This is a genomic window from Nocardia sp. NPDC051832 (assembly GCF_040681285.1).
Lineage (GTDB): Bacteria > Actinomycetota > Actinomycetes > Mycobacteriales > Mycobacteriaceae > Nocardia.
Genome location: NZ_JBFAYL010000006.1, coordinates 304,390 through 326,136 on the forward strand (window position 1 = coordinate 304,390; position 21,747 = coordinate 326,136).

At 66.7% G+C, this 21,747-nt stretch carries 16 protein-coding genes; 6 read left to right on the top strand and 10 right to left on the bottom strand.

Translation table 11 applies throughout. From position 1 onward, the window contains the following. Positions 1-2 precede the first annotated feature (2 nt). Complete coding sequence (locus tag AB0M14_RS33795; protein WP_365002828.1) at positions 3-971, top strand: YafY family protein; 969 nt, start codon at positions 3-5, stop codon at positions 969-971. A gap of 14 nt (positions 972-985) precedes the next feature. Here the strand turns inward: AB0M14_RS33795 and AB0M14_RS33800 are convergent, their stop codons facing one another. The 6 genes from AB0M14_RS33800 to AB0M14_RS33825 all read right to left on the bottom strand — a co-directional run bounded on the left by AB0M14_RS33800 (position 986) and on the right by AB0M14_RS33825 (position 6,936). Beyond that, complete coding sequence (locus AB0M14_RS33800; RefSeq protein ID WP_365002830.1) at positions 986-2,365, bottom strand: alpha/beta hydrolase; 1,380 nt, start codon at positions 2,363-2,365, stop codon at positions 986-988. A 7-nt stretch (positions 2,366-2,372) separates the two neighbouring features. Beyond that, the gene (locus tag AB0M14_RS33805) at positions 2,373-2,954 is read right to left on the bottom strand and encodes a helix-turn-helix domain-containing protein (protein ID WP_365002832.1); all 582 of its coding nucleotides are present in this window, start codon (positions 2,952-2,954) and stop codon (positions 2,373-2,375) included. Positions 2,955-3,020: 66 nt separating this feature from the next. Beyond that, on the bottom strand, positions 3,021-3,839 hold the full coding sequence (locus AB0M14_RS33810; protein WP_365002835.1) for an MBL fold metallo-hydrolase: 819 nt from the start codon (positions 3,837-3,839) through the stop codon (positions 3,021-3,023). A 56-nt stretch (positions 3,840-3,895) separates the two neighbouring features. Next, a complete protein-coding gene (locus tag AB0M14_RS33815; RefSeq protein WP_365002838.1) occupies positions 3,896-4,423 on the bottom strand; it encodes a hypothetical protein in 528 nt (175 codons plus the stop codon). Between the two features lie 192 nt (positions 4,424-4,615). Continuing rightward, complete coding sequence (locus AB0M14_RS33820) at positions 4,616-5,515, bottom strand: aminoglycoside phosphotransferase family protein (RefSeq protein WP_365002841.1); 900 nt, start codon at positions 5,513-5,515, stop codon at positions 4,616-4,618. An 11-nt stretch (positions 5,516-5,526) separates the two neighbouring features. After that, positions 5,527-6,936, bottom strand: coding sequence for a hypothetical protein (locus tag AB0M14_RS33825; RefSeq protein ID WP_365002844.1), 1,410 nt, complete (start codon positions 6,934-6,936; stop codon positions 5,527-5,529). Positions 6,937-7,098: 162 nt separating this feature from the next. Between AB0M14_RS33825 and AB0M14_RS33830 the strand changes: the two genes are divergently transcribed. From AB0M14_RS33830 to AB0M14_RS33850, 5 genes are all read left to right on the top strand, one after another. Beyond that, positions 7,099-7,992, top strand: a complete 894-nt coding sequence (locus tag AB0M14_RS33830) for a helix-turn-helix transcriptional regulator (RefSeq protein WP_365002847.1) — start codon at positions 7,099-7,101, stop codon at positions 7,990-7,992. A 33-nt stretch (positions 7,993-8,025) separates the two neighbouring features. Further along, complete coding sequence (locus tag AB0M14_RS33835) at positions 8,026-8,850, top strand: SAM-dependent methyltransferase (protein ID WP_365002850.1); 825 nt, start codon at positions 8,026-8,028, stop codon at positions 8,848-8,850. A 62-nt stretch (positions 8,851-8,912) separates the two neighbouring features. Continuing rightward, positions 8,913-9,335 carry a hypothetical protein gene (locus AB0M14_RS33840; RefSeq protein ID WP_365002853.1) on the top strand — a complete coding sequence of 141 codons (423 nt, stop codon included), beginning with the start codon at positions 8,913-8,915 and terminating at the stop codon, positions 9,333-9,335. An 80-nt stretch (positions 9,336-9,415) separates the two neighbouring features. Further along, on the top strand, positions 9,416-10,045 hold the full coding sequence (locus tag AB0M14_RS33845) for a DUF5753 domain-containing protein (RefSeq protein ID WP_365002856.1): 630 nt from the start codon (positions 9,416-9,418) through the stop codon (positions 10,043-10,045). 162 nt (positions 10,046-10,207) lie between these two features. Continuing rightward, positions 10,208-11,572 (top strand): DoxX family protein, encoded by a 1,365-nt coding sequence (locus tag AB0M14_RS33850; protein ID WP_365002859.1) that lies wholly within the window; start codon positions 10,208-10,210, stop codon positions 11,570-11,572. Between the two features lie 12 nt (positions 11,573-11,584). Here the strand turns inward: AB0M14_RS33850 and AB0M14_RS33855 are convergent, their stop codons facing one another. The 4 genes from AB0M14_RS33855 to AB0M14_RS33870 form a co-directional block, all read right to left on the bottom strand. Further along, entirely contained in the window at positions 11,585-12,775 is a 1,191-nt protein-coding gene (locus AB0M14_RS33855) for an NADH:flavin oxidoreductase/NADH oxidase family protein (protein WP_365002862.1), read from the bottom strand. A 130-nt stretch (positions 12,776-12,905) separates the two neighbouring features. Further along, entirely contained in the window at positions 12,906-14,444 is a 1,539-nt protein-coding gene (locus AB0M14_RS33860) for an NAD(P)/FAD-dependent oxidoreductase (RefSeq protein ID WP_365002865.1), read from the bottom strand. 19 nt (positions 14,445-14,463) lie between these two features. Then, entirely contained in the window at positions 14,464-20,676 is a 6,213-nt protein-coding gene (locus tag AB0M14_RS33865) for an SDR family NAD(P)-dependent oxidoreductase (protein WP_365002868.1), read from the bottom strand. Between the two features lie 11 nt (positions 20,677-20,687). Next, entirely contained in the window at positions 20,688-21,644 is a 957-nt protein-coding gene (locus AB0M14_RS33870; RefSeq protein WP_365002871.1) for a thioesterase domain-containing protein, read from the bottom strand. Positions 21,645-21,747: the final 103 nt, after the last annotated feature.

Consider the following 21,747-nt stretch of genomic DNA (forward strand, 5'->3'; position numbering starts at 1 on the left):
TGATGGCCGATGTCACCCGCCGCATGCTCGAACTACTGGCCCAGCTCCAGACGGGTCGGCGGTTCAGCGGCGCGGAGCTGGCCGCGCGCCTCGAGATCAGCCCGCGCACGCTGCGCCGCGATGTCGAGCGGCTGCGCGAGTACGGCTATCCGGTCGCCACCCAACCGGGACCCAGCGGTTTCTATCGACTCGCCGCCGGCCAGACCCTGCCACCGCTCGTGCTCGACGACGACGAGGCGGTCGCCACCGTGGTCGGCCTCACCCTGCTCGGCGCCACCGCGCCGCGAGAACCTTTGGACGGCAACGGATTCGCCCCCGCGGCCGACCGCGCCTTCGGCAAACTCGACCAGTTCCTCCCGCATCGCCTGCGCCCCGCCGTCGCCGCGCTGCGCGAAACCATGGAGGCCGCACCGCAAAACGCGCCTACCGTCCGGCCCGAGGCGCTGACCGTCCTCGGCACCGCGGCCGCCCGGCACGAACTCGTCACCTTCGCCTACACCAGCCGATCCGGGCAGACCTCCGACCGCCGCGTCGAGCCCTACCGCGCGGTCCATCTGCATCTACGCTGGTACCTGCTCGCCTGGGACCTCGAGCCCGCCGAGTGGCGCACCTTCCGTCTCGACCGGATCAGCGAGATAACCCGCACCGCAATCCCTTTCACCCCGCGCCCGCTCCCGGCCCGCTCCGGCGCCGACTACCTGCGCGCGGGCCGCACCGCCGCCCGGCACCGTGCCGTCGTCACCATCCACACCGCCGCCGCCACCGTCGCGGACGTCCTGAAATTCCAAGACTGCGAAATCGAATCCCTCGGCCCGGCCCGCTGCCGCCTGACCACCCACGTCGATTCCTTCGAATGGCTGATCCTCCAGGTCGCTCTCACCGGCGCGGACTTCACCATCGACCACCCCACCGAATTCCGGCGCCGCGCGGTGGAACTCGCCCACCGCCTGCACAGAGCGGGCGTGGACTGATCTCGTGGATGCGATTACGGGAGCAGCAGTCCCCAATACGTGGCCCACAGAGCGAATCCGGTTCCGCCGCAGACCAATATCGCCCATCGAGTCCGCGCCCCCCTGGTCGCTCCGGCCAGCGTGCGAGGTCTGCGCACGACGACGAAACCCAGCGCCACCACCGCGCAGACGGCGATCAATTGCAGTGCGAGCCACGGCAGGGTGCGGCCGAACAGCAGGGGCCCGAAAGACGTGCTGCGGGCGATGAGGATGAATCCGAGCTGGGCTATGGCGCCGAGGATTCCGATCGAGGCCGTGACAAGGAGTACTCGCGGAGCGAGCGTCTTCGACGGGCGCCATGCCTTGACGAAGCCGGTCAGGGCGTAGCCCGCGAAGGCGAGCACGATCCCGGCCAGCAGCACCAAGTTCACCGCGGGCGACTCCCACCAGCTCAGCGGCGCGATCTCGCCGACCGGATGCCGTTGTGCCGCAGGTTGATCCGCCCGCGGCGGCGCAGCCGAACCGGGTAGCCCGGCCACCCAGTCACCCATGAGTTCCGCGTAACCCGGCGCCAGGGCGGGCAACCTGTCGAAGCCGTCGGTGGTCTGGTGCGCGGCGTGCTCGGCATGCGGCAGGGTGACCAGCGTGTAGTTCGACTTTCCGACCCGGTCGAACGTGGCCTGGAAACCACGCAAGCTGTCACCCGGCGGGGTCAGCCGATCCAGCTCACCCCAGATGGCCAGCACCGGCTGGGTGATCCGTTCCAGAACCGGAGTCGGATCGTAGTCGGCCTGGGCGAACTGCTCGGCCCCGACCAGCTGGCGAATCCCGTTGCGCGCCAGCACATCGATCATCGATCCACGCACTCCGGCCAGACCGAACCTGGTCTCGTTCGCCCAGTTCTGCTGCGCCGCCGGCGCACCCGAGTTCGCACCGACGGTGATCAGGAAAGCCGCGTCGGCGGACCGCGAAGCCGCCAGCGGCGCGACCCAGCCGCCCTCGGACAACCCCCACAGGCCGACCCGGGCCGGGTCGACCTCCGGCCGATTGCGCAGTGCGGCGACACCGGCCAGCGCGTCCTCGGCGAGTAGCGAGAAGTCGCGGTGCGCGGGCGTATATCCCTCGGTGCGCTTGTCGTAGCGCAGGGCGACGATGCCCGCGCGTGCGAAAGCCTCGGCGACCTGCGTGTACTGCGCAGCCCGGCCCGCACCCGAGCCGTGGACGAGCACGACGCCCGCCCGCCCGGTGGCGCCGGCCGGCGCGTGCACCGTCGCGTTCGTGGTGCTGCCGTCACCACGGGTGACGGTGATGTCCACCGCGGTGGTGCCCGCCTGCGCGGACGCCGACGGCATGCCGGCGCAGACAGCCGCAAACATGGTGGCGCACAGGGCGATACGTCTGACGATCGAAAGCATGGTGGTCCTACTCAGCCGAAGTGGCGCCAGGCGCCGGAAAAGCCAGAAAACGGGTCAGCACGCGCCGGGCGCCCGGCCGGTCCCGGCTATGGGTGGCCTGAAAGTCCTTGAGCAGCCGCAAATAGTCCTCGAAGAACTCCTCCAGTTCCGCGGGCGTCGCATAGACCGCGCCCCGGGAGAACGGCATGACATCCGCCCACTCCCCGAGCTCGGCCCGCTCGGCCTGGAACCGCTGGAACATCTCGACGTCCTCGGCGATGTGCTGCGCGAACAACCCCTCCAGCAGTTCCCGCAACTCCGGCGAGGTTTCCTGATCCATCCGGAACCGCAAGTCCTTCGGCGGCGAACGCCACCACCGCTCTTTCCCCTTGGCCAGCTCCGGCGCCTCCTCGATGAACCCGTGCTCGGCCAGCTGCCGCAAGTGATAGCTGGTAGCCCCGGTGTTCTCCCCCAGCACGGCGCCCAGTGCGGTCGACGTCGCGGGACCGTTCTCGGACAGTGCGCGCAGGATGCGCTGCCGCAGCGGATGCGCGAGCGCGCGGAGCGCGGCGGGATCGGTGATCTGCCTGGGCACTACCTCATCGGCCATAGTTGCAGAATAATCTTTGCAAAGCATTCTTTGCAACTATGATTCTGCAACTACCCGAGCCGCATGTCAGCCGATGGGTGGTGCGAGGTATTCGAGCGCATAACCCGCGCCCGAGGGTGTGATGCGACCGATCCCCGGCGAATCGAGGTGTGCACCGGCGACGAAGTGGTGCGGTCGGGTCAGTTGTTCGAGGAGGGCCGCTCGCGCGGTGCGGGCCTGGGACTGATCGCCGTCGTACTCCCAGGCCACATTCGGCCGATCGAATTGGAGCGCGGGAACGTGCACGGTGTCACCCCACGCGAGCAGCCGGCCGAGGCCGCTGCTGACCTCGTAGACGGTGTGACCGGGCGTGTGCCCCGGCGTCGGAACGGCGGTGAGCCAGTCGTTGATCGCCACCTGCTCGGATACCACCACGACCCGGTCGCGGATCGGCGCGAGCCGCCCCGTGAACACCGAGATGTCCCCCGCGCCGATCCACACGCGCTCTAGTCGGGCGAATGCCTCGGAACCGTCCGGCGCGATCAAGCCGCCCACGTGATCTATATGCCTGTGGGTGATGGCCACATCGGTGATGTGCGCGCGGTCGACCCCCGCTTCAGCCAGGGCATCGTAGATCAAGCCCATGGTGGGGTCGTGCCAAGCGTTGGACCCGCCGGTGTCGACGAGAACCGACCGCGTGCCGTCGGTAACGAAGAAGGCGTTGACCGCCAACCGCAGATTGTCGCCCGTCAGCGGCACGACGGCGGGCAGCTCGGCGAGCGCGCAACCCTCCTCGTCACGCAGACGCGACGGCGGCATGTCGATGTACCCGTCGCGCAACGAAACCACCCGCAGATCGCCGAATTCGAACACGGCGTGGTGCCGGCCACTCGAGATGAACCGCATGAAACCCTCCGTCGTAGCTAGCGCGACGGGCCATTCTCTCAGCACCGCCGAAGGCGTCACTCGGTGGAGCGGATTCCCAGGCGGCCGGCGGGTAGGGCGACGCGCAGGGCCCGGATCTCGTCTACGAGACTGGCGTAGCCTTCCTGGATCTGCGCGAAGCGCAGTGTGGCGTGGTGCTGATCCTGCGCGCTGTCGTTGTGGCGCAAGGTCTGCTGTAGCTGCGCGTAGGTGTCGGCGACGTGGCTGATCACCTCACCGAGGGAGTGGGTGTGGCGGCGGCCGGTCGTCGTGCGCGGGAGGTGGAAGACCGACCATTCGTCGATCAGCCCGATGACCACGGTGATACGGTCGCGCAGACCGGCGTCGTCGAAGTCGGCCGGTCGGCGGATCGGCGCTTCGGACACCGCGTTCAGGGTGGCGTGTAAGTCCGCCAGCTCACGCGCCCAGCCGATCAGCGGGGACGCGCCCTGTAGATTCCCGGCGACGGCCAGAAGTAAGTTCCGTGCTCCCAGGAGACCCTCGGCGGTGTGTGTGCTGTTGTCGGGTGTCATGCGGGCAGTTCCGGTCTGTGTCGTGGCCTTCATTCTCGATCTTCCGGTACTCGCGCGTACAGGGCTGGTCGCTCGCAGGTCGATTCAATCGCTGAATCACCACCGCGGCAATGACATTGGACAGGGCAAAGCAGGGTGCGGACACGGCGGCGGGATGACATCGACCGCGGGATCAGGACATCCCGACTGTCGACCTCGCGGCGAAAAGTGCGACCGGGCTTGACGTCAGGCATAGACCTGCCAAGTCGAGTTCGCCTGCCCGGCACGCAGTGTCGCGAATCGATGCGCGAATTGTGCGGCGACAGTAGGACGGTTGCCCAGGTCGGGCAGGACGCCGGTGACCATCATCAGCTCACGGATCCGCGCCAGCACCGGCCAGCAACTCCGGTTTCGCACATCGCTTCCGTAGGCTCGGACGAACTCGCGATGAAATTCACGCCGCCCGAAACGCACGGCGCCGACCGCCTGCGGCACCAGATCCCAAGCCAGCGGCCCGATTCCGACCTCATCGAGATCGCACAGCACGATCCGACCATCCGCGCGCACCAGCAGATTGCCGGTGTGCGGGTCGCCGTGCACGACTCCTACGGGGAGGTCGGTTTCGCAGTAGCGGTAGGCGTATTCGGCCAGCGCCCACTGCCCGGTCAGCCAGCGCAGGTCCGCGGCCGGCACGGCGGTGACATCCGCGGCCCTGAGGTAGTCGCGGGCGGTCAGGAAGGGATTCCACCGGGGCAGGCCGATGTCGGGCGCCAGCGAGTGCAGCGCCAGCAGCGGGGCCGCCAGATCGGCCGGAGTCCACTCCGGCCGGCGCTCCAGTTCCCGCCAGAAGGTGACCGAATGGCCGCCATCGACGTCCACCGGCTGATCGCAGTCCAGGAGTGCGGCTACGGGCGCGTTTCGCTTGTGCAACCATCGTGCCGTCGCGACCGCGCGATGACCTCGCACCGCCGCGCCCGCACCGCACGCGACGCGCACCACCACGCGCTCCAGCGGCAGCCGGAACACGGCATTGACCGTGTATTTGATCAGCTCGGCGCCCACTGGATTCAAACCCACTCGTGCGCAAGCCAATTCGACGACACGATGCAGATCGGCGATGCGATGGGCCGTGATGTGGGTTGCCACAGCCCCGGGCCCTACGCGGTGGCGAGCTGGTAGTCGGTGGGCGAGCGCCCGGACGCGGTACTCGCGAGCACCCGCCGGATATCGTGGCAGATATCGCGGACGTCGGAGCGCGGCGACGAGAGCGTCGCGACCTCCGCCAAGCGCCCGAGCCGGTCTGCGACTCTACGGCTTTCGACCTTGCTCGTCAGTTTCAGCGAGGCGGTCGCGAAGGACACCGCCTCATCGATCTGACCGAGCCGGAACGCACCGGTCGCGATCGTGATGTTGTCGAACAAGATGCTGCGCTCGGGCCGACCCGACGCGGAAGCCCGCAGCGACGACTGCGCGGCCTCGACGGCGTCGAGGGTGTAGCGCTCGGCCGGTCGGCCGTGCGTCGTCAGCGCGTACTCGTTGAAGATCACCGACTGCATGCCGGTGAATTCACCCGGGCTGAAGAACACCCGGGTCCACGGGTCGATGACCTCGCCGACCCGCCCGATCTCGTCCTCGGCACGGGCCAGCGCGTCGCGCATCCGAAGGGCGTCGCCCATCATGGCGTGCGCCCAGGCCTCATTGGCGTACAGGCGAGCCGACTCACCCCAGCTGGCCGCATCCTGAGCGGGCATCTGCCCGAGCTGGAACATGCGCAGCGCGGTCCGCGGATCCCGCTCGAACAGACTGATCCGGCCCAGGACGTAGAGCGTCGAGGCGACCAGGCTGTCGGCGCCCGCCCGCCGCGCGAAGACGAACGCCATCGTCGCGTACTGGCGAGCGAGGTGCTGGTCACCGACATCGTGGTAAGCCCAGCCGACCAACCGCGCCAAGTCCGCCGAGGCGATGAGCATCGCGTGCTCCTCCGCCTCGTCCGCGCATCGAGCCAGTGGTACGGCGGCCGACCGCAGCAGGTTGGCCGCGGCCTGTGCGACGGCGGAACCGCCGCGGCGTTGATCGATCTCCCGCAATCGGGCGGTGTCGGCACGAACCGACTCCAGACCGGGCAGGGCATTCCGGTCGGGCAGCTCGACGTCGGATCCCTCCGGGGTCGGCAACCAGGGGTTCAGGACCGCGGGCGACCCGACGACGCCCATGGCGAGCGCTTCCAGAAAGGTCGTCTCCGTCGCGCGGGGGGCCGCCGGCGGATCCGGCCGGGCCGGCGAATCCGGTTCCGCCGGTAGGCCTTCCGAGTCCGGCCCGGGCGCTCCGACCGCCGTCAACAGGTGCCGGTAGATCTTGCCCGGCCGCCGGACCTCGCCGAGCTCCCAGCGCGCGATATGCCGTTCCGAGCAGGCGGCGTTGATACCCAGCCGGCGGGCGTGCTCGTTGACCAGCTCGGCGAAATCTCTACGGCTGAGCCGTAATTGGGTGCGCCGATAGGTCCGCAGATGTCGGCCCCAACCCAGCCCGGTGGACCGGTGTCGGCGTTCGGGGGCGGTCGCGTCCATCAGGGACCTCGTCCTTCGTCGGCTCGCTGAAAGCGCTTCTGGCGGTGACGATTCGGCTCGTCGTGCAACGTGTTCACACGATTATCTTGCTGAATAATCTAACCTGATAATCAGATTTTCGATACCCTTGCATCCCGAGGACCGCCCGATACGGTGGGAGCCATGGCGAGAACCGCGCGAAAAGTGCTGCTAGGCCGTGAAATCGACGCCATGCTGCGGCGTGCGCGAACCACGCAGGCGGAGGCAGGCCGGCTGATCGGAGTCAGCCAGTCGCGGATCGCGGCGGCGATCGCCGGCACCGGGAACCTGAGCGCGCAAGCCCTCGACGAACTGGCCCGCAAGCTCGGGATCACCGACGAGACCTACCTGCAGATCCTGCTCGATCTCCAGGTGGACAGCCATCGCCGAGGGTTCTGGAATTCGGGTTACCGGCGCGCCTACATCGAGGAGATCCGGCTATTGGTCGATCTCGAGGACGTGGCGGACCGGCTCCGGGAGACCGGCGCGGAAATCGTGCCCGGCCTGCTCCAGCACCCGAGCTACATTCAGGCCCTGCACGAACCGTTTCAACCCGATCCCGGCGATCCCGACGCGGTGACGGTCGAAGACTACGTGGCAGCCCGCACCGCACGGCAAGAAATCCTGTTCAAGCGTGGCGCGCCCGAGTTCCACGCCATCCTGTCCGAATCCTGCCTGCGCCGGACCTACGGCGGGGACGCGGTCATGCTCGAGCAGATCGGTCACCTCCTAGCCCTGTCCCAGCGCCCGAACATCCAGTTGCAGATCATGCCCTTCACCCATCAAGCACCAGGTGCGGGCATGGAGGACCGCTACATCCTGCTGCGCGCGCCCTCCCCCGGCGCGGCCGGCGACCTCGAAATGGCAGTCGTCGAGGCGCAGGGCGAGATTCGCTACATCGACGACAAAGCCGCCGTCGGCATCCGCGACCGGATCTTCAACCGGCTCGCCATGACGGCGCTGAGCCCCGGCGACTCCCGCCATTTCATGGAACACCTCGTCCGCGGGCTGCGTAGCCGCCCGACCATCCATCCCTAGCTCATCAGCACGCGTATCCGAAGAGGAAAAACGATGTCCAGCAGCGACTTCGAAGCCCGCCCGATCGACACCCACAAGCCCAGCTCCGCGCGCATCTACCATCACATGATCACCGGTGAGGTGATCTTCGAATCGGATCTGCCTTTCATTCACCGCCTCTACGACGAGATCCCGTTCTATCCGCTCTGGGCCCAGCACAATCGGCGATTCCTGGCCCGCGCGGTCCGCTATATGGCGGAGCGGGGAATCCGGCAGTTCCTCGACATCGGATCCGGTTTGCCGACCGGCGGCAACACCCACGAGGTGGCCCGGGAGATCGTCCCGGACGCCCGCGTCGTGTATGTCGACAATGACGAGGAAGCGATCAATCGTGCGCGAGATCTGCTGCGGCAGAACGACATCCTGGACAAGACCACGATGGTCGACGCCGACCTGCGCGATCCGGAACGGATTCTGCGGCACCCGGATACCCAGCGCTTGATCGACTTCTCCGAACCGGTTGGGCTGCTCCTGGTTTCGGTGCTGCCCTGGGTGCCCGAAGCCAACGCGCCGACCAAGCTGATCGCGCAGCTGCGGGAGGCGGTCGTGCCCGGCAGCCACATCGCCATGACCCACGTCTCGCTCGAAGACGCCGGTCCGCGGATCAAAGAGCAGGTCGCCGCGGGCGCCGCGATCTTCAACGGTGCGAGCACCCCGGTCACGCTGCGATCGCGGGCGCAGTTCCAGACCTTCTTCGACGGTTGGGCGATGGTCGAACCCGGTATCACCTACGCCACGGACTGGCATCCCGACCAGGCGGTCGATACCGAGGACTACGCCCGTCCCTGCAACTTCGCCGCTGTCGGAAGTCTTCGGTAGCGGGGAGAAGGCGCCCGGCGGCACCGAGGCCGCCGGGCGCAGTTCGAAAGGATCCAGCCATCATGTCGCCGACACCGACCGCCGGACAATTCCGCAAGGCCAGCGCCAGCTCACCACAACAAGCCTGTGTCATGGTCTTCCGTGACGAGCACCGAACCCTGCTCTGGGATGACAAACTCGCCGATCCCGCCGGTACCTCCGATACCCCGGTACCGCCCGAGCAGTGCTTGACCTTGAACCACGACCAGTTCGAGGCCGTGCAGGCGGCGATCCGCGCGGGCACACCGGTCCGGCGGTTTCTGACGATCATCCGCAAGGCCGACGGGCACTATCTATTCGGCGCATCCCCGCAGGACAGGTCGTCGATCGGAACCGCCGAGCTCTGTTTCGATCACGCCGAATACACGGCGTTCGTGCACGCGGTGTGTCAGCACGAGTTCGACCAGCGGCAACACGAAACAATTCGGCGTTCCTTACAGATGTAATTGCATCTCGTCTCATTCCGAATATTCAAAGCCGTTGTGGCACAATCTGCTACGCGATCATTCCGGTGGCAGGAGGCTCCGTGACGACGGCCGATATCGTGAGTGTTCAGACCGCGGCGGAAAACAGCGCCGAGGATAATCCAGCACACCGCTGGGACACCTATCCGGCAACGGAGGACGCCGCGTCGATGCTGCGTTGCTACACAGCCGGTGTCGTACCCGATCTCTTGCAGACCGCCGCCTACGCACACGCGGTGTCGGCGATAGCTCGTCCCGCATCGACTGCCCGGATCCAACAGCGGGTCGAACACATCATGCGCAGACAGCGGATCCTGGATCGGCCCGATCCGCCGAAACTCTGGGCCGTCATCGAGGAGGCCGTCCTGCGCAGACCATTCGGCGGCACCGAAGTCTGGCGCGACCAACTCGACTTCCTCGCCCGCGCCGCCGACCGCAAACACGTCACCATCCAGATCGTGCCCGACTACGTCGGCGGACCCGCGATCAGCGCCGTCCCCTTCACCCTGCTCCGCTTCGACAGCCCCGACCTCGACGACGTCGTCCACCTGTCGCACGCCACCGATACCCAATTCCTCTGCGAGCGGACGGATCTCGAGGCCTACTACCGGCTCTGGGACCGGCTCTGCGTGCACGCCATGCCGCCCGAGTACACCGGGGAGCTGCTTGCGGCTCGGATCACCGGCCACTGAGACAACCTTCGTCTGCGCGGACCCGCAAACGCGGGAATGCGACGGTGTGTGGAGATTCCGCGGAGATCAGCGGCTGATTCGACGAGCCGTCTTGTGCGCGGAATCCGCACTGCGATTCGATCTGCGGACGGGGAATGGCCCTGGTGGGGAAGGGACCGGCGCATGAGCATTCGAACCATCGAGCAGAGCGTCGATGCCGAGGAGCGGCCGGACAAGGAGCGTTGGCGACCGGCCACCAGGATTCTGGTCCGATTCGGACTGGTGTATTTCGGCCTGTTCGCGCTGCTGTCTCAAGTCATCCTGGAGTTTCCGGGGCTGGCGGTGTGGTGGGGGCCGATCGCCGCGGAATGGCCGCAGCCGGTGGTCGAATGGGTGGGGCGCACGGTTTTCGGCACGGCGGTCGTACACCGGGACTCGGGCAGCGGCGATACGGCTTATGACTGGGTGCTGTCGTTCTGCGTTCTCGTGACGGCGGTGGCCGCCACGGCGATGTGGAGTGTCCTGGACCGCGGCCGCACCGAATACCGCACGGCGGCCGGCTGGCTGCTGGTCTCGCTCCGGGTATGCCTGGCGGGGACGATGCTGAGTTACGGCTTCGTCAAAGCCTTTCCGCTCCAAATGCCGTCGCCGTCACTGACCCGGCTGCTCCAGCCGTTCGGTGATTCCACGCCGATGGGCGTGCTGTGGAGCCAGGTCGGCGTGTCGCCGGTCTACGAGAGCCTGCTCGGGATCGCCGAAATACTCTGCGGCGTACTGCTTCTCGTGCCGCGCACGGCCGTGGCCGGGGCATTGCTGAGCGTGGTCGGCGCGACGCAGGTGTGGATCCTGAACATGACCTACGACGTACCGGTGAAAATTCTGTCGTTCCACGTCCTGCTCATGGCGCTGGTATTGGTCGCTCCCGAGGCGCACCGGATCACGACGGTGCTGCTGGGCGAGGCCGCCGGACCGTCGACCGCCCCGACACCCCGTACCGCCAACGGACGACGGATCGCGGCGCGCCTTCAGGTCGGGCTGCTGATTTGGCTGATCGGAGCGGGCACGGTCAGCAGCGCCGCGTCCTGGCAGCAGCGCGAGTCCAGATCGGAGTTGTACGGGATCTGGGAGGTCAGTGCTTTCCTCCAGGACGGTCAATCGGTACCGGCCGTGCTCGGCGATGAAATTCGCTGGCGTCGAGTGGTCTTCGACCAGCGCACCACCGCGGATGTCCAAACGATGGACGATCGGTTCCGGCCTGTGCGGGCGGAGATCAGCGCCGACACACGGCGACTCACACTGCACTCCTGGAATGCTGCCGAGGCTGTCCTACCGTGGGCGAGCTTCGACGTCGAGCGCGCCGCCCCGAACCAGCTGCGGCTCAACGGCGCAGTGGATGGACATCCGGTAACGATGGAACTGACCCGTTACGAGACGGACCGTTTCACCCTGCGACAAAGCGGATTCCATTGGGTCACCGAGTTTCCCAACAACAGTTGCGTTTCGGGCCGTCCGGCGTGCCCGAGCCCCTCGGCATCGTCGGCGAGGTAGCAGCCCGAGTGCCTAACGGTGGCGGACGGTGCGGCGACGGGCGCGGTAGATGAGGTGATCGGCCATCATCCGGCCCAGTATCGCTCTGGTGATCCGGAAGGTGCCCATGGTCGGATCGGGAGCTAGGCCGCGCCCCATCCGGAACATTTGTGCCATGGCGAAGCCGCCCTCGGCAATGGGATCGGACTTCTTGCTACCCCGCGGTGATACCCAGCCCGCCGAGGTGCCGCGCAGCATCTTGTCGCTGAGCGCGGGGTCCGCGGCGAGCGGACGCCCGAGACCGACGACGTCGACAGCCCGCTCGGCCAGCGCCTGCGCCATCACCGTCGCGGTGCGGAACCCGCCGGTGACCATGAGCGGCACGGTGGTCTCGCGCCGTGCGGTGCGGGCGAAATCGAGAAAATAGGCTTCGCGGTCGCGGGTCCGCTCGGCGGACTCGACCCCCAGCATGGCCTGGGTTTCGTAGGTGCCACCCGAGATCTCGATCAGGTCGATACCCGCGCCCGCCAGCAGCCGCATGACTGCCAGCGCGTCGTCCTCGCCGAAGCCGCCGCGCTGGAAGTCCGCGCTGTTGAGTTTGATCGCTATCGGGAAGTCCGGTCCGACCCGATCGCGGACGGCAACGACGACTTGCCGGGCGAACTCAGCGCGGCGAAGCAACGGACCACCCCACCGGTCGGTGCGCAGATTGGTCAGCGGGGAGAGGAATTGGGCGATCAGGTAACCGTGGGCACCGTGGATCTGGACCCCGGTGAAACCGACCTCGCGAGCCAGCTCGGCGGCACGGGCGTATCGGGCCACGATTCCGATGATTTCGGCGTCGGTCAGCGCGCGGGGCGCGCCGAACCGGCCCATCCGGAAGTTGCGCACAGCGGGAGCCGCCGACGGCCCGACCGGGTTTCGGTTGATCGCACGCGGTGTCTGCCGGCCGGGATGATTGAGTTGCAGCCACAAGTGATTGCCCGCTGCCGTCCCGGCCTCGGCCCAATTCCGGAACGGCTCGAGTGGCACGCCGTCCTCGAGTACGACGTTACGGGCCGCTTCTCTGGACACGTGATCGATCATGACGTTGCCGGTCAGCAGTAGCCCGGAACCGCCGAGCGACCACTGTTCATACAGCCGCGCGAGTTCGGCGCCGGGGGTGAGGTCCCAGTCCGCCATGTGTTCGCTCATCGCGGCCTTGGCCAAGCGGTTCGGCAGCACCGCGCCGCACGGTAGCCGTAGTGGCGTGGCCAACGTGATCGGCGGCTGCTCGGCCGTTGAAGATGCTGTGTGCGTGGACAGTTCGCCCATCATTGCCCCCGTATTGCTCGAAATCGATGGCCGGTGCCCGCTATTTCCGCGGGCCAAGGCGGCTCTGGTTCGCGTCGAAGTGGTAGTCGGAGAACGGGAAATGCCTGCCACGCCACCGTGTTTCGAGAGCACCGGCAGGCCGGAAATACGCCACGTCACCGTGCGAGTTGCGGTAGTAGGTTCGCGTACCCTTGTTCTGCGTCTCGACGTAGTACCGAAGCACCTGACCACGCCGGCGGATCTCGGCATGGTGCGCGGCGTGCGCCTGTTCGCTCACCTCGACAGTCGACGCACGGCGGCGGCGCGCCTCCACTATCGCTCGAATAGCGTGCGAGGCAGTCGTTTCCACCATCCCGTGCCATCCGATATCGGCCATCGTGTACGGTCCGACCAGCATCCAGCGGTTCGGCAGACCGGCCACCGCCACACCCTCATAGGTCTGTACGCCATGGGCTCCGAAGAACCGGCCGAGATCGAATCCGTCCCGCCCGACCACGGCGCCTTCGACGTAACTTTCCGGATCGGTGTACATCTCGTAACCGGTAGCCAGCACGATGATGTCGTATTTGCGCTCGGTGCCATCGGCGGCCAGGATGCCCTGCTCGGTGATCCGCTCGATGTCGTCGGCGACCAGACCGACGTTGTCGCGATTGAACACCGCTGGATATCCGGCCGACAGGGTGACGCGCTTCGCCATGGGTCCATAGTCGGGTGTCAGCGCGGCGGCCGTTTCGGGGTCGTCGATGATCCGCCGGAGATACCGTCGGTAGGCCCGCTTGGCCAAGGAATCGAATGCGGCCATCATCGGTTTCGCCACTGCCAAGGGCATGATCGTGGCCAGTCTGGCAATGGGTTCCAACCCCAGCAACATCATCCCGCGCAGGGCCGCGGCCACGCCTGGCACCCGCAGCGCGGCTTGGAACCAGCGCGGGACCGGCGAGTTGGGTTTGGGCATGCACCACACCGGCGTCCGCTGATAGACATCGAGGTGAGCTACCTCGGGCGCGATCGCGGGCGTGAGTTGCACCGAACTCGCGCCGGTACCGACCACTGCCACGCGCTTACCCGCCAGGTCGAGAGCATGGTCCCAGGTGGCCGGGCGCAGCACCGTGCCGGTGAAATCATCGAGACCGCTGATGCCCTCGGCTTTCGGACGCAGAAAGGCACCGACCGCACTGATCACGAACCTGGCCGTGATGATCTCGTCAGCAGCGGTGTGCAACGTCCATCGACGGTGTTTCTCGTCCCATACTTCGCGGACGATCTCGGTGTGGAACCGCAGATGCCGATAGAGACCGAAGCGGCGCGCGACATCCTGGTGATATGCCTGAACCTCGGCACCTGTCGGGAATGCCGTCGGCCAATCGGCCTTACGAGCGAACGAGTACTGGTAAATGAGCCCGGGTACGTCCACGCTGATCCCCGGATAGGAATTGTCGCGCCAACTGCCGCCGACCTCGCCCGCGCGTTCCAGGATGGTGAACTCTTCGATCCCCGCGCGTTTGAGCAGTACGCCCGCCGCGATACCGCCGGGACCCGCCCCGATCACCACGATCTCGTGATCCGGCTGAGTTGTCATTGTGCTCATCATTACTCTCTCACTGAATAGGTCGGATGCTCAGATGCGTAAGCCATTGGCCGATCAACCGTGCCGTTGCTCCGACCTCGGCACCGCGCAGCGCGACATGCTCCGCATCCACGGTCTGGACCGTCTGCGTGGTTGACCACGCTTCCATCGGCCGGTAATCGATGCCCTGCTGCACCTGGGCCGATCGGGTGCACTCGACGACAAGCGTCGTGCATTCAAGGGGCTTGTGCTCGATCTGCATCGCCAGGTCGAACCACCAGCCGAATGCGGTCAACCGTGTGCTGGCGAGGTCGGGTGTCGTCGCGTCTATTTCGAGCAGATGGCGCCCGCGGCCGTTCAGCTGATATTCATTCGCCACGCGCCCGATAAAGCCGTCGAGGATGACCAGACCCTGCAGCCGGTCATTTCCCTGTTCCACCAACCGAGCTGCCGCCGCGTGGGCTATATTTCCGCCTACCGAGTAACCGCCCAGGACGAATTCGTCCCGGCCCACCGTATCGAGGACCGTCTCGACAATGCTGTCGATAGCGGCATCGAGCGAAGCAGGCAGCGGCTCATCCGGAGCGTATCCCAACAGCGGGATAGCCGAAACACGGCGGTGGCCGCCCAGATCGGCGGCAAGCTCCGTGTACTGAATGGATTCGCCGAGGAATTCCGGGGACGCAATGAATACCAAGTGCGGCAGCACATCCCCGGCACTGTTGCCGGGCGAACCGCCACTGATTCCGATGCCGGTCGACATTCCGCCGGTGAATTGGTCGAACGCCGGACGCAGTTTCGCCGCCGCTCGCAAGAACGCCAAACCGCTGCTGAGCCTATTGCTTTCGATCGCTTGCCGGATGACACCGACCAGACTCTGGTCGGGAGCCACGGGTGCTGCCGCCGGAAGGTCGGTGCCTTCTCGGGTTGCCTCCGGCGACCGCGTCGGCGCGCCCGACGTCGCCCCATGGGACTCGAGTAGTTCGTGCAGTAGGTATCGAGCAAGGGTGGCCGGTGTGGGATGGTCGAAGATCACGGTCGCCGGCAGTCGTAGGCCGGTGAGCGTATTGAGTCGGTTGCGGGCCTCGACCGCGGCCAGCGAATCAAAGCCCAACTCCCGGAAGTTGCCGGCCGGATCGATCGCGTCGGGACCGTCATGGCCGAGCACGATCGCCATCTGTGCTCGCACCACGCCCAGCAGCATCGGCAGTCGCTCGGCTTCCGCCAGCGCTGAAACCCGCTCGCGCACACCTGCCCTCTGCTCCCGCGACAGCTCCGGCACCGAACGACGTCGCGCACTCGAAACCAATTCCCGCAGCATCGGGGTCAATGTCCCCGCCCTGGCCTGCGCATCCAGCGCCGCATGGTGCAGCGGTGCCGCGACCACGCAGGCCCGGTCCTGAACGATCGCAGCGTCGAACATCGCCAGACCTTGCTCCGTCGCGATGGGTGCGAGCCCGGCACGACCCAACCGAGCGGTATCGATATCAGCAAGGCGCTCGGTCATCCCGGTGTCGGAAGCCCACCACCCCCACGCGATCGAAGTCGCGGCCAGTCCACTCGCACGCCGATGCTCGGCCAACCCGTCCAGGAACACATTCGCCGCCGCGTAGTTGCCTTGCCCCGCATTACCCAGCACACCCGCGACCGAGGAATACAGCACGAACAACCCCAGATCCAAATCGCGGGTCAACTCATGCAGATGCCATGCCGCATCAGCCTTGGCCGCCAGCACCGCGTCCATCCGATCCGGTGTCAGTGCGGCGATCATGCCGTCATCGAGCACAGCGGCCGCGTGCACCACACCCGTCAAAGGGAACTGGTCCGGCACCGCCGCCAACGACTCGGCCACACCCTCGCGAGTTGCGACATCACAGGCCACGATCCGCACCTGAGCACCCAGCTCACCCAGCTCCGTCACCAGCAACGGCGCTCCCGGCGCAGCCGCACCACGACGACTCGCCAACACCAGCGACCGCACCCCATGGTTTGTCACCAGATGCCGCGCCACACCCGCACCCAAACCACTGGTGCCGCCGGTAACCAGCACCGTCCCAGCCGACACCACGCCAGTCGCGGCGGGCCTCGACAAGTCGACGGCCGCCGTGCGGGCGATCTTCCCGGTATCTCCGGCTCGAGCGGGTAGCCCGATCAATCGGGCCGCATGGATGACACCAGCACGGATAACAATCTGCGGCTCGCCCGAACTGATCACCGCCGCAAGACTTTCCGCGGTCAGCTCAGCAGTGTCGGTGTCGACCAGCACGATTCGACCCGGAGCCTCCGACTGCGCCGAACGCACCAGACCCCAGACCGCCGATCCTGCCAGATCAGTGACATCTTGCCCGGCCCGGCCGACCGCACCACGAGTAACAACAACCAAAGTGCTTGCCGTGTAACGCAACCCATCAATCCAGGCCTGCAAGACCCGCAACATCTCATGCGTTGCCTCGCGGACACGACTCGGGACATCCGCACCGGCACCGGCCACGCCACGATCGAATACGACGACCGCGGGTACGGGACCTTCCTGGTTCCGCACCCAGCGACCGAATTCTTCACCACTGGTCAAGGTTTCGGCATCAGCGGGCGAGGTAGCCCGCGCCGCTATCGGCGTCCACCGCACTCCATGCAAACCGCCCTGCACCGAGGAAACGTTCAGCTGTGCTGAAGATACCTCCTGCGCAGTCAAGGACTGTGTCGTGAACACCATCCGGCCGGCCGCATCGGCGACCTGGATCGATACTGCACCGATATCGCCAGGCACCGGCGTGATACGCGCCCGCACCAGCGAAACTCCGGTCGCGTGCAAAGCCACCCCCTGCCAGCGGAATGGCAACCTCACCCGCCCCGGGTCGGGATCGACATCGACGAGCTGGCCGTGCAGCACCGACTCCAGCAAGGCCGGATGCAGCCCGTACCGCGACACATCGGTCGACGTCTCGGGCAGCTCTGCCTCCACGAATAGTTCGGCACCACAACGCCATACCGATCGCAATCCCTGAAACGCCGATCCATACTCGGCACCGGCGGCAGCCAACCGGTCATACAGACCAGCCACCGGCACGGAGACCGCGCCATCGGGCGGCCACACCACCGAACCCGGGTCCAGTTCCGGCACGCCCTCGCTACCCAGCACACCCTGTCCGTGCAGCATCCACCCGCAGTCGGCGGCCTCCGCGCGGGAATACACCGACACCGACCGGCAGCCGAGCTCGTCGGCATCGTCCACCACTACCCGCAGCTGCACCCCGGCCTCGTCGGGCAGCACAAGCGGCGTCAGCACTGTGAACTCCCGCAGCAGTGCACAACCCACTTCCGCTGCCGCGTACAACACCAACTCCACGAAAGCGGTCCCTGGGAACAGCACGAACCCGCCGACTCCGTGATCGGCCAGCCACGGATGGGTCGCCGAGCCGACGCGGCCGGTCATCACCACACCGTCCCCGTCCGGGGACACCACCACTGCGCCCAATAACGGATGATCAGCCGCCGATAGCCCCAGCGACGACGCGTCCCCACTGCTCGCGTCGCCATCCAGCCAATACCTGCGCCGCGCAAACGCATACGTCGGCAAAGCCACCCCGCCCGCAGGAGCAGGCCCCAGCAATGCTGCCCAATCCACCTGCACGCCGGACACTTCCAACTGCGCGGCCGACAGCAGGAAAGCGTCCATGCTCCCGTCGTCACGGCGCAGCGAACCCACCACGGTCACCGGGTCGGCAGCCACCCGCAGGTCAACCATCTGCTCGAGACCGATGGTGAGCAACGGATGCGGACTGGCCTCGACGAAGACCCCGTACCCCTCCGCCAGCAGGCCCTGCGCCGCCTGCTGGAAAAGCACCGGTTCCCGTAGATTCCGGAACCAGTAGTCCGCGTCCAACTCGGAGCCGTCCAGCACGGCACCGGTCACGCTGGACCAGAACGCAACTCGTGCCGGTCCGGGCCGAATTCCGGCCAGTGCCATCAGCAGCGGTGCACGGAGCGCATCGACCTGCGGCGAATGCGAGCCGTAGTTCACCGGGATCCGGCGTGCGTGAACATTCTCGCGCGCACAGACTTGCAGGAAATCCTCGAGTTGTGCGGCCGCACCGGACACCACCGTCGCCTGCGGGCCGTTCCTCGCGGCCACCGACAATTCGTCGTACCCGGCCAGTAGCGTGGCGATCTCGTCGGCGGGCAGAGACACCGCCGCCATGCCACCCGGCTCGGTCACCGCGAGCAGGGCGGCCGACCGCAGCACCACGACCCGAGCGGCATCCTCGAGGGACAGCGCTCCGGCCACGCACGCCGCGGCGATCTCGCCTTGGGAATGACCCACCACCGCGTCCGGAACGACGCCGACCGAGCGCCACAGCTCGGCCAGCGACACCAGCACCGCGAACAGCACCGGTTGAACCACGTCGACGCGCTCCAGCGACGGCGCACCTTCCGCACCGGCGAGCACGTCGAACAACGACCACTCCACCAGCGGCGAGAACGCCGCAGCACACTCGGCCATCTTCCGGGCGAACACCGGCGAACAGTCCAGCAGCTCTGTGCCCATGCCCAGCCATTGCGAGCCCTGGCCAGGGAAAACCAGCACGGTTTTGCGTGGCGCTCCGGCTACGCCGGTAACCACGGCAGGCCTCGGAGCCTGCTCCAACAGCGCGGTCAGCCCCTCGAGTAGTTGATCGCGGTCCGCACCTACCACCGCGGCACGGTGGTCGAACCGCGACCGCTGACACGCCAACGACCGCGCCACAGCGTGCACGTCCAGCAGCGGGTCACCGGCCACGAAATCCCGCAGCCGCCGTGCCTGCCCCGCCAACGCCGCCGGTGTCCGGCCCGACACCAGCCAAGCCACCGGGCCAGCCCCGCCACTACCGGCATCGGTCACCGATTCCGGTGCCTGTTCGAGAATCACGTGCGCATTGGTGCCGCTTATACCGAACGCCGACACCGCGGCACGGCGCGGCCGATCGACCACCGGCCAATCACGTTGCGCGGTAAGAAGTTCCACCCGCCCAGCAGTCCAATCAATGTGCGTGGACGGCTCATCCGCATACAAGGTTTTGGGCAGCACCCCGTGCCGCAGGGCCTGCACCATCTTGATCACACCGGCCATGCCGGCCGCCGCCTGAGTGTGCGTGATGTTGGACTTGACCGAACCCAACCACACCGGTTCCAGATCACGATCACGCTGACCATAGGTGGCCAGCAATGCCTGCGCCTCGATCGGATCACCCAAGGTGGTACCGGTACCGTGCGCCTCCACCACATCAACACCGCCCGGGGACAATTCGGCATCGGCCAGCGCCCGCCGAATCACCCGCTGCTGCGACGGACCGTTCGGAGCGGTCAACCCATTCGACGCACCATCCTGATTGATCGCCGAACCACGCACCACCGCCAACACCGCATGCCCATTACGGCGGGCATCGGACAAACGCTCCAGCACAAGCACACCCACGCCCTCACCGAACGCAGTCCCGTCGGCCGCTTCGGCGAACGGCTTACACCGACCATCCGGCGCCAACCCCCGCTGCCGCGAAAACTCCACAAACGTTCCCGCGGTCGCCATCACCGTCACCCCACCCGCCAAGGCCAGCGAACACTCACCCGACCGCAACGCCGCCACCGCCTGATGCAAAGCCACCAAGCTCGACGAACACGCCGTATCCACCGATACCGCAGGCCCTTCCAACCCCAGCACATACGACACCCGACCCGACACCACGCTCAGTGCGGAGCCGGTCATTCGATACCCCTCCGGTCCGTGATCGGCCCCGACGTCGAAGGTGCCGCCATAGGCCTGCCCCATGACACCAGCGAATACGCCGGTGTCACTGCCACGCAGCGAATCCGGCTTGATACCCGCGTGTTCCAACGCCTCCCACACCGTCTCCAACAGCAATCGCTGCTGCGGATCCATCGCCAGCGCCTCACGCGGACTGATCCCGAAGAACTCCGGATCGAAATCGCCCGCCTCGTGGAGAAACCCGCCCTCCCGCACATACGACTTGTCCGCCGACCGATCCCACCCCCGATCGGACGGCCACGCCGAGACCGCGTCCCGGCCCTCGACCACCAGCCGCCACAAATCGTCCGGCGACCCCACACCGCCCGGAAAACGACACCCCATACCCACGATCGCCACCTGCTCCGAGCCCGCCTGCGTCAGCTCCCGCAGCTTGGCCCGGCTTTCCTGCAGCTCGGTTGTGACCCGGCGCAGGAGATGTTGCAGCTTCTGCTGATCGACCATCGCCGAAACCTCTATTCCTGGCTCAACCATTGGTCGACCAGCTGTGCGGTCGTATGCGCCTCGGTGCTGCACAATTCGACATGCTGCGCGTCCATGGTCCGGACCGTCTGTGCTGTCGACCAGCTTTCTATGGGCCACTCGTGGAGGTTGTTCGCCGGTGACGGCTTCGTGCACTTGATGACGAGCGACTTACATTCGACCGGCGGGCACTCCATTTGCTGCAGCAGGTCGATCCAGCACGCGAGCGCGGTCAACCGTTCGCTGGTGAAGCCGGCGAGATCGGGGATCGACGCGTCGGTATCGACCACGGCGTCACGCGCGGTGTCCATTTGGCGCTCATTCGCCTCGGGAGCGATAAAGGAATCGAAGATGATCAATCCCTGCAGCCGGGTATTGCCTTGTTCCAGGAGGCGAGCCGCGGTGGCGTGGGCGAGGTTCCCGCCCCCCGACATGCCACCCACGACGAATTCGTCGTCGCCCACGGTGTCGAGGACGGTCTTGGCGATACTGTCGATGGCGGCGTCGAGCGACTCGGGCAGCGGCTCATCCGGCTCGTAACCCGACAGCGGGACAACCGAGAAACGGCGATGAGCGCCCAGGTGGGCGGCGAGCAGAATGTACTGGATATATCCGCCGAGAAACGCCGGGGTGCAGATCATGACAATGTGCGGCAAGACATCTCCGCCACTGTTGTTGGGCGTGCCGCCGGTGAGTCCGATACTCTTCGGGATTCCCGCCGTGTGCTGATCGAACATCGGGCGAAGTTGCGCGGCCGCGAGGAGCATCTCCATGCCGTCGCTGAACCTGTCGTCCGCGATCGCTTGCCGGAACATGCGTACCAGAGTTGGCTCGGCGGATCGAGCGGCCGCTGCGGTAGGCGTGTGGCCGCCGGTGTTTCGAGGCACATGCAGGGTGTGTCCGCGGATAGCGAGTTGAGGTTCGGCGCTGGCGATCGCGGTGACGGTCATGTTCCGTACTGCCATGAGTCCCATCAGATCTCCGAGACCTTTGTCGGCGGAGTCGGTGTCGACGAGCACGATCCGCCCCGGATGCTCGGATTGCGCCGACGCC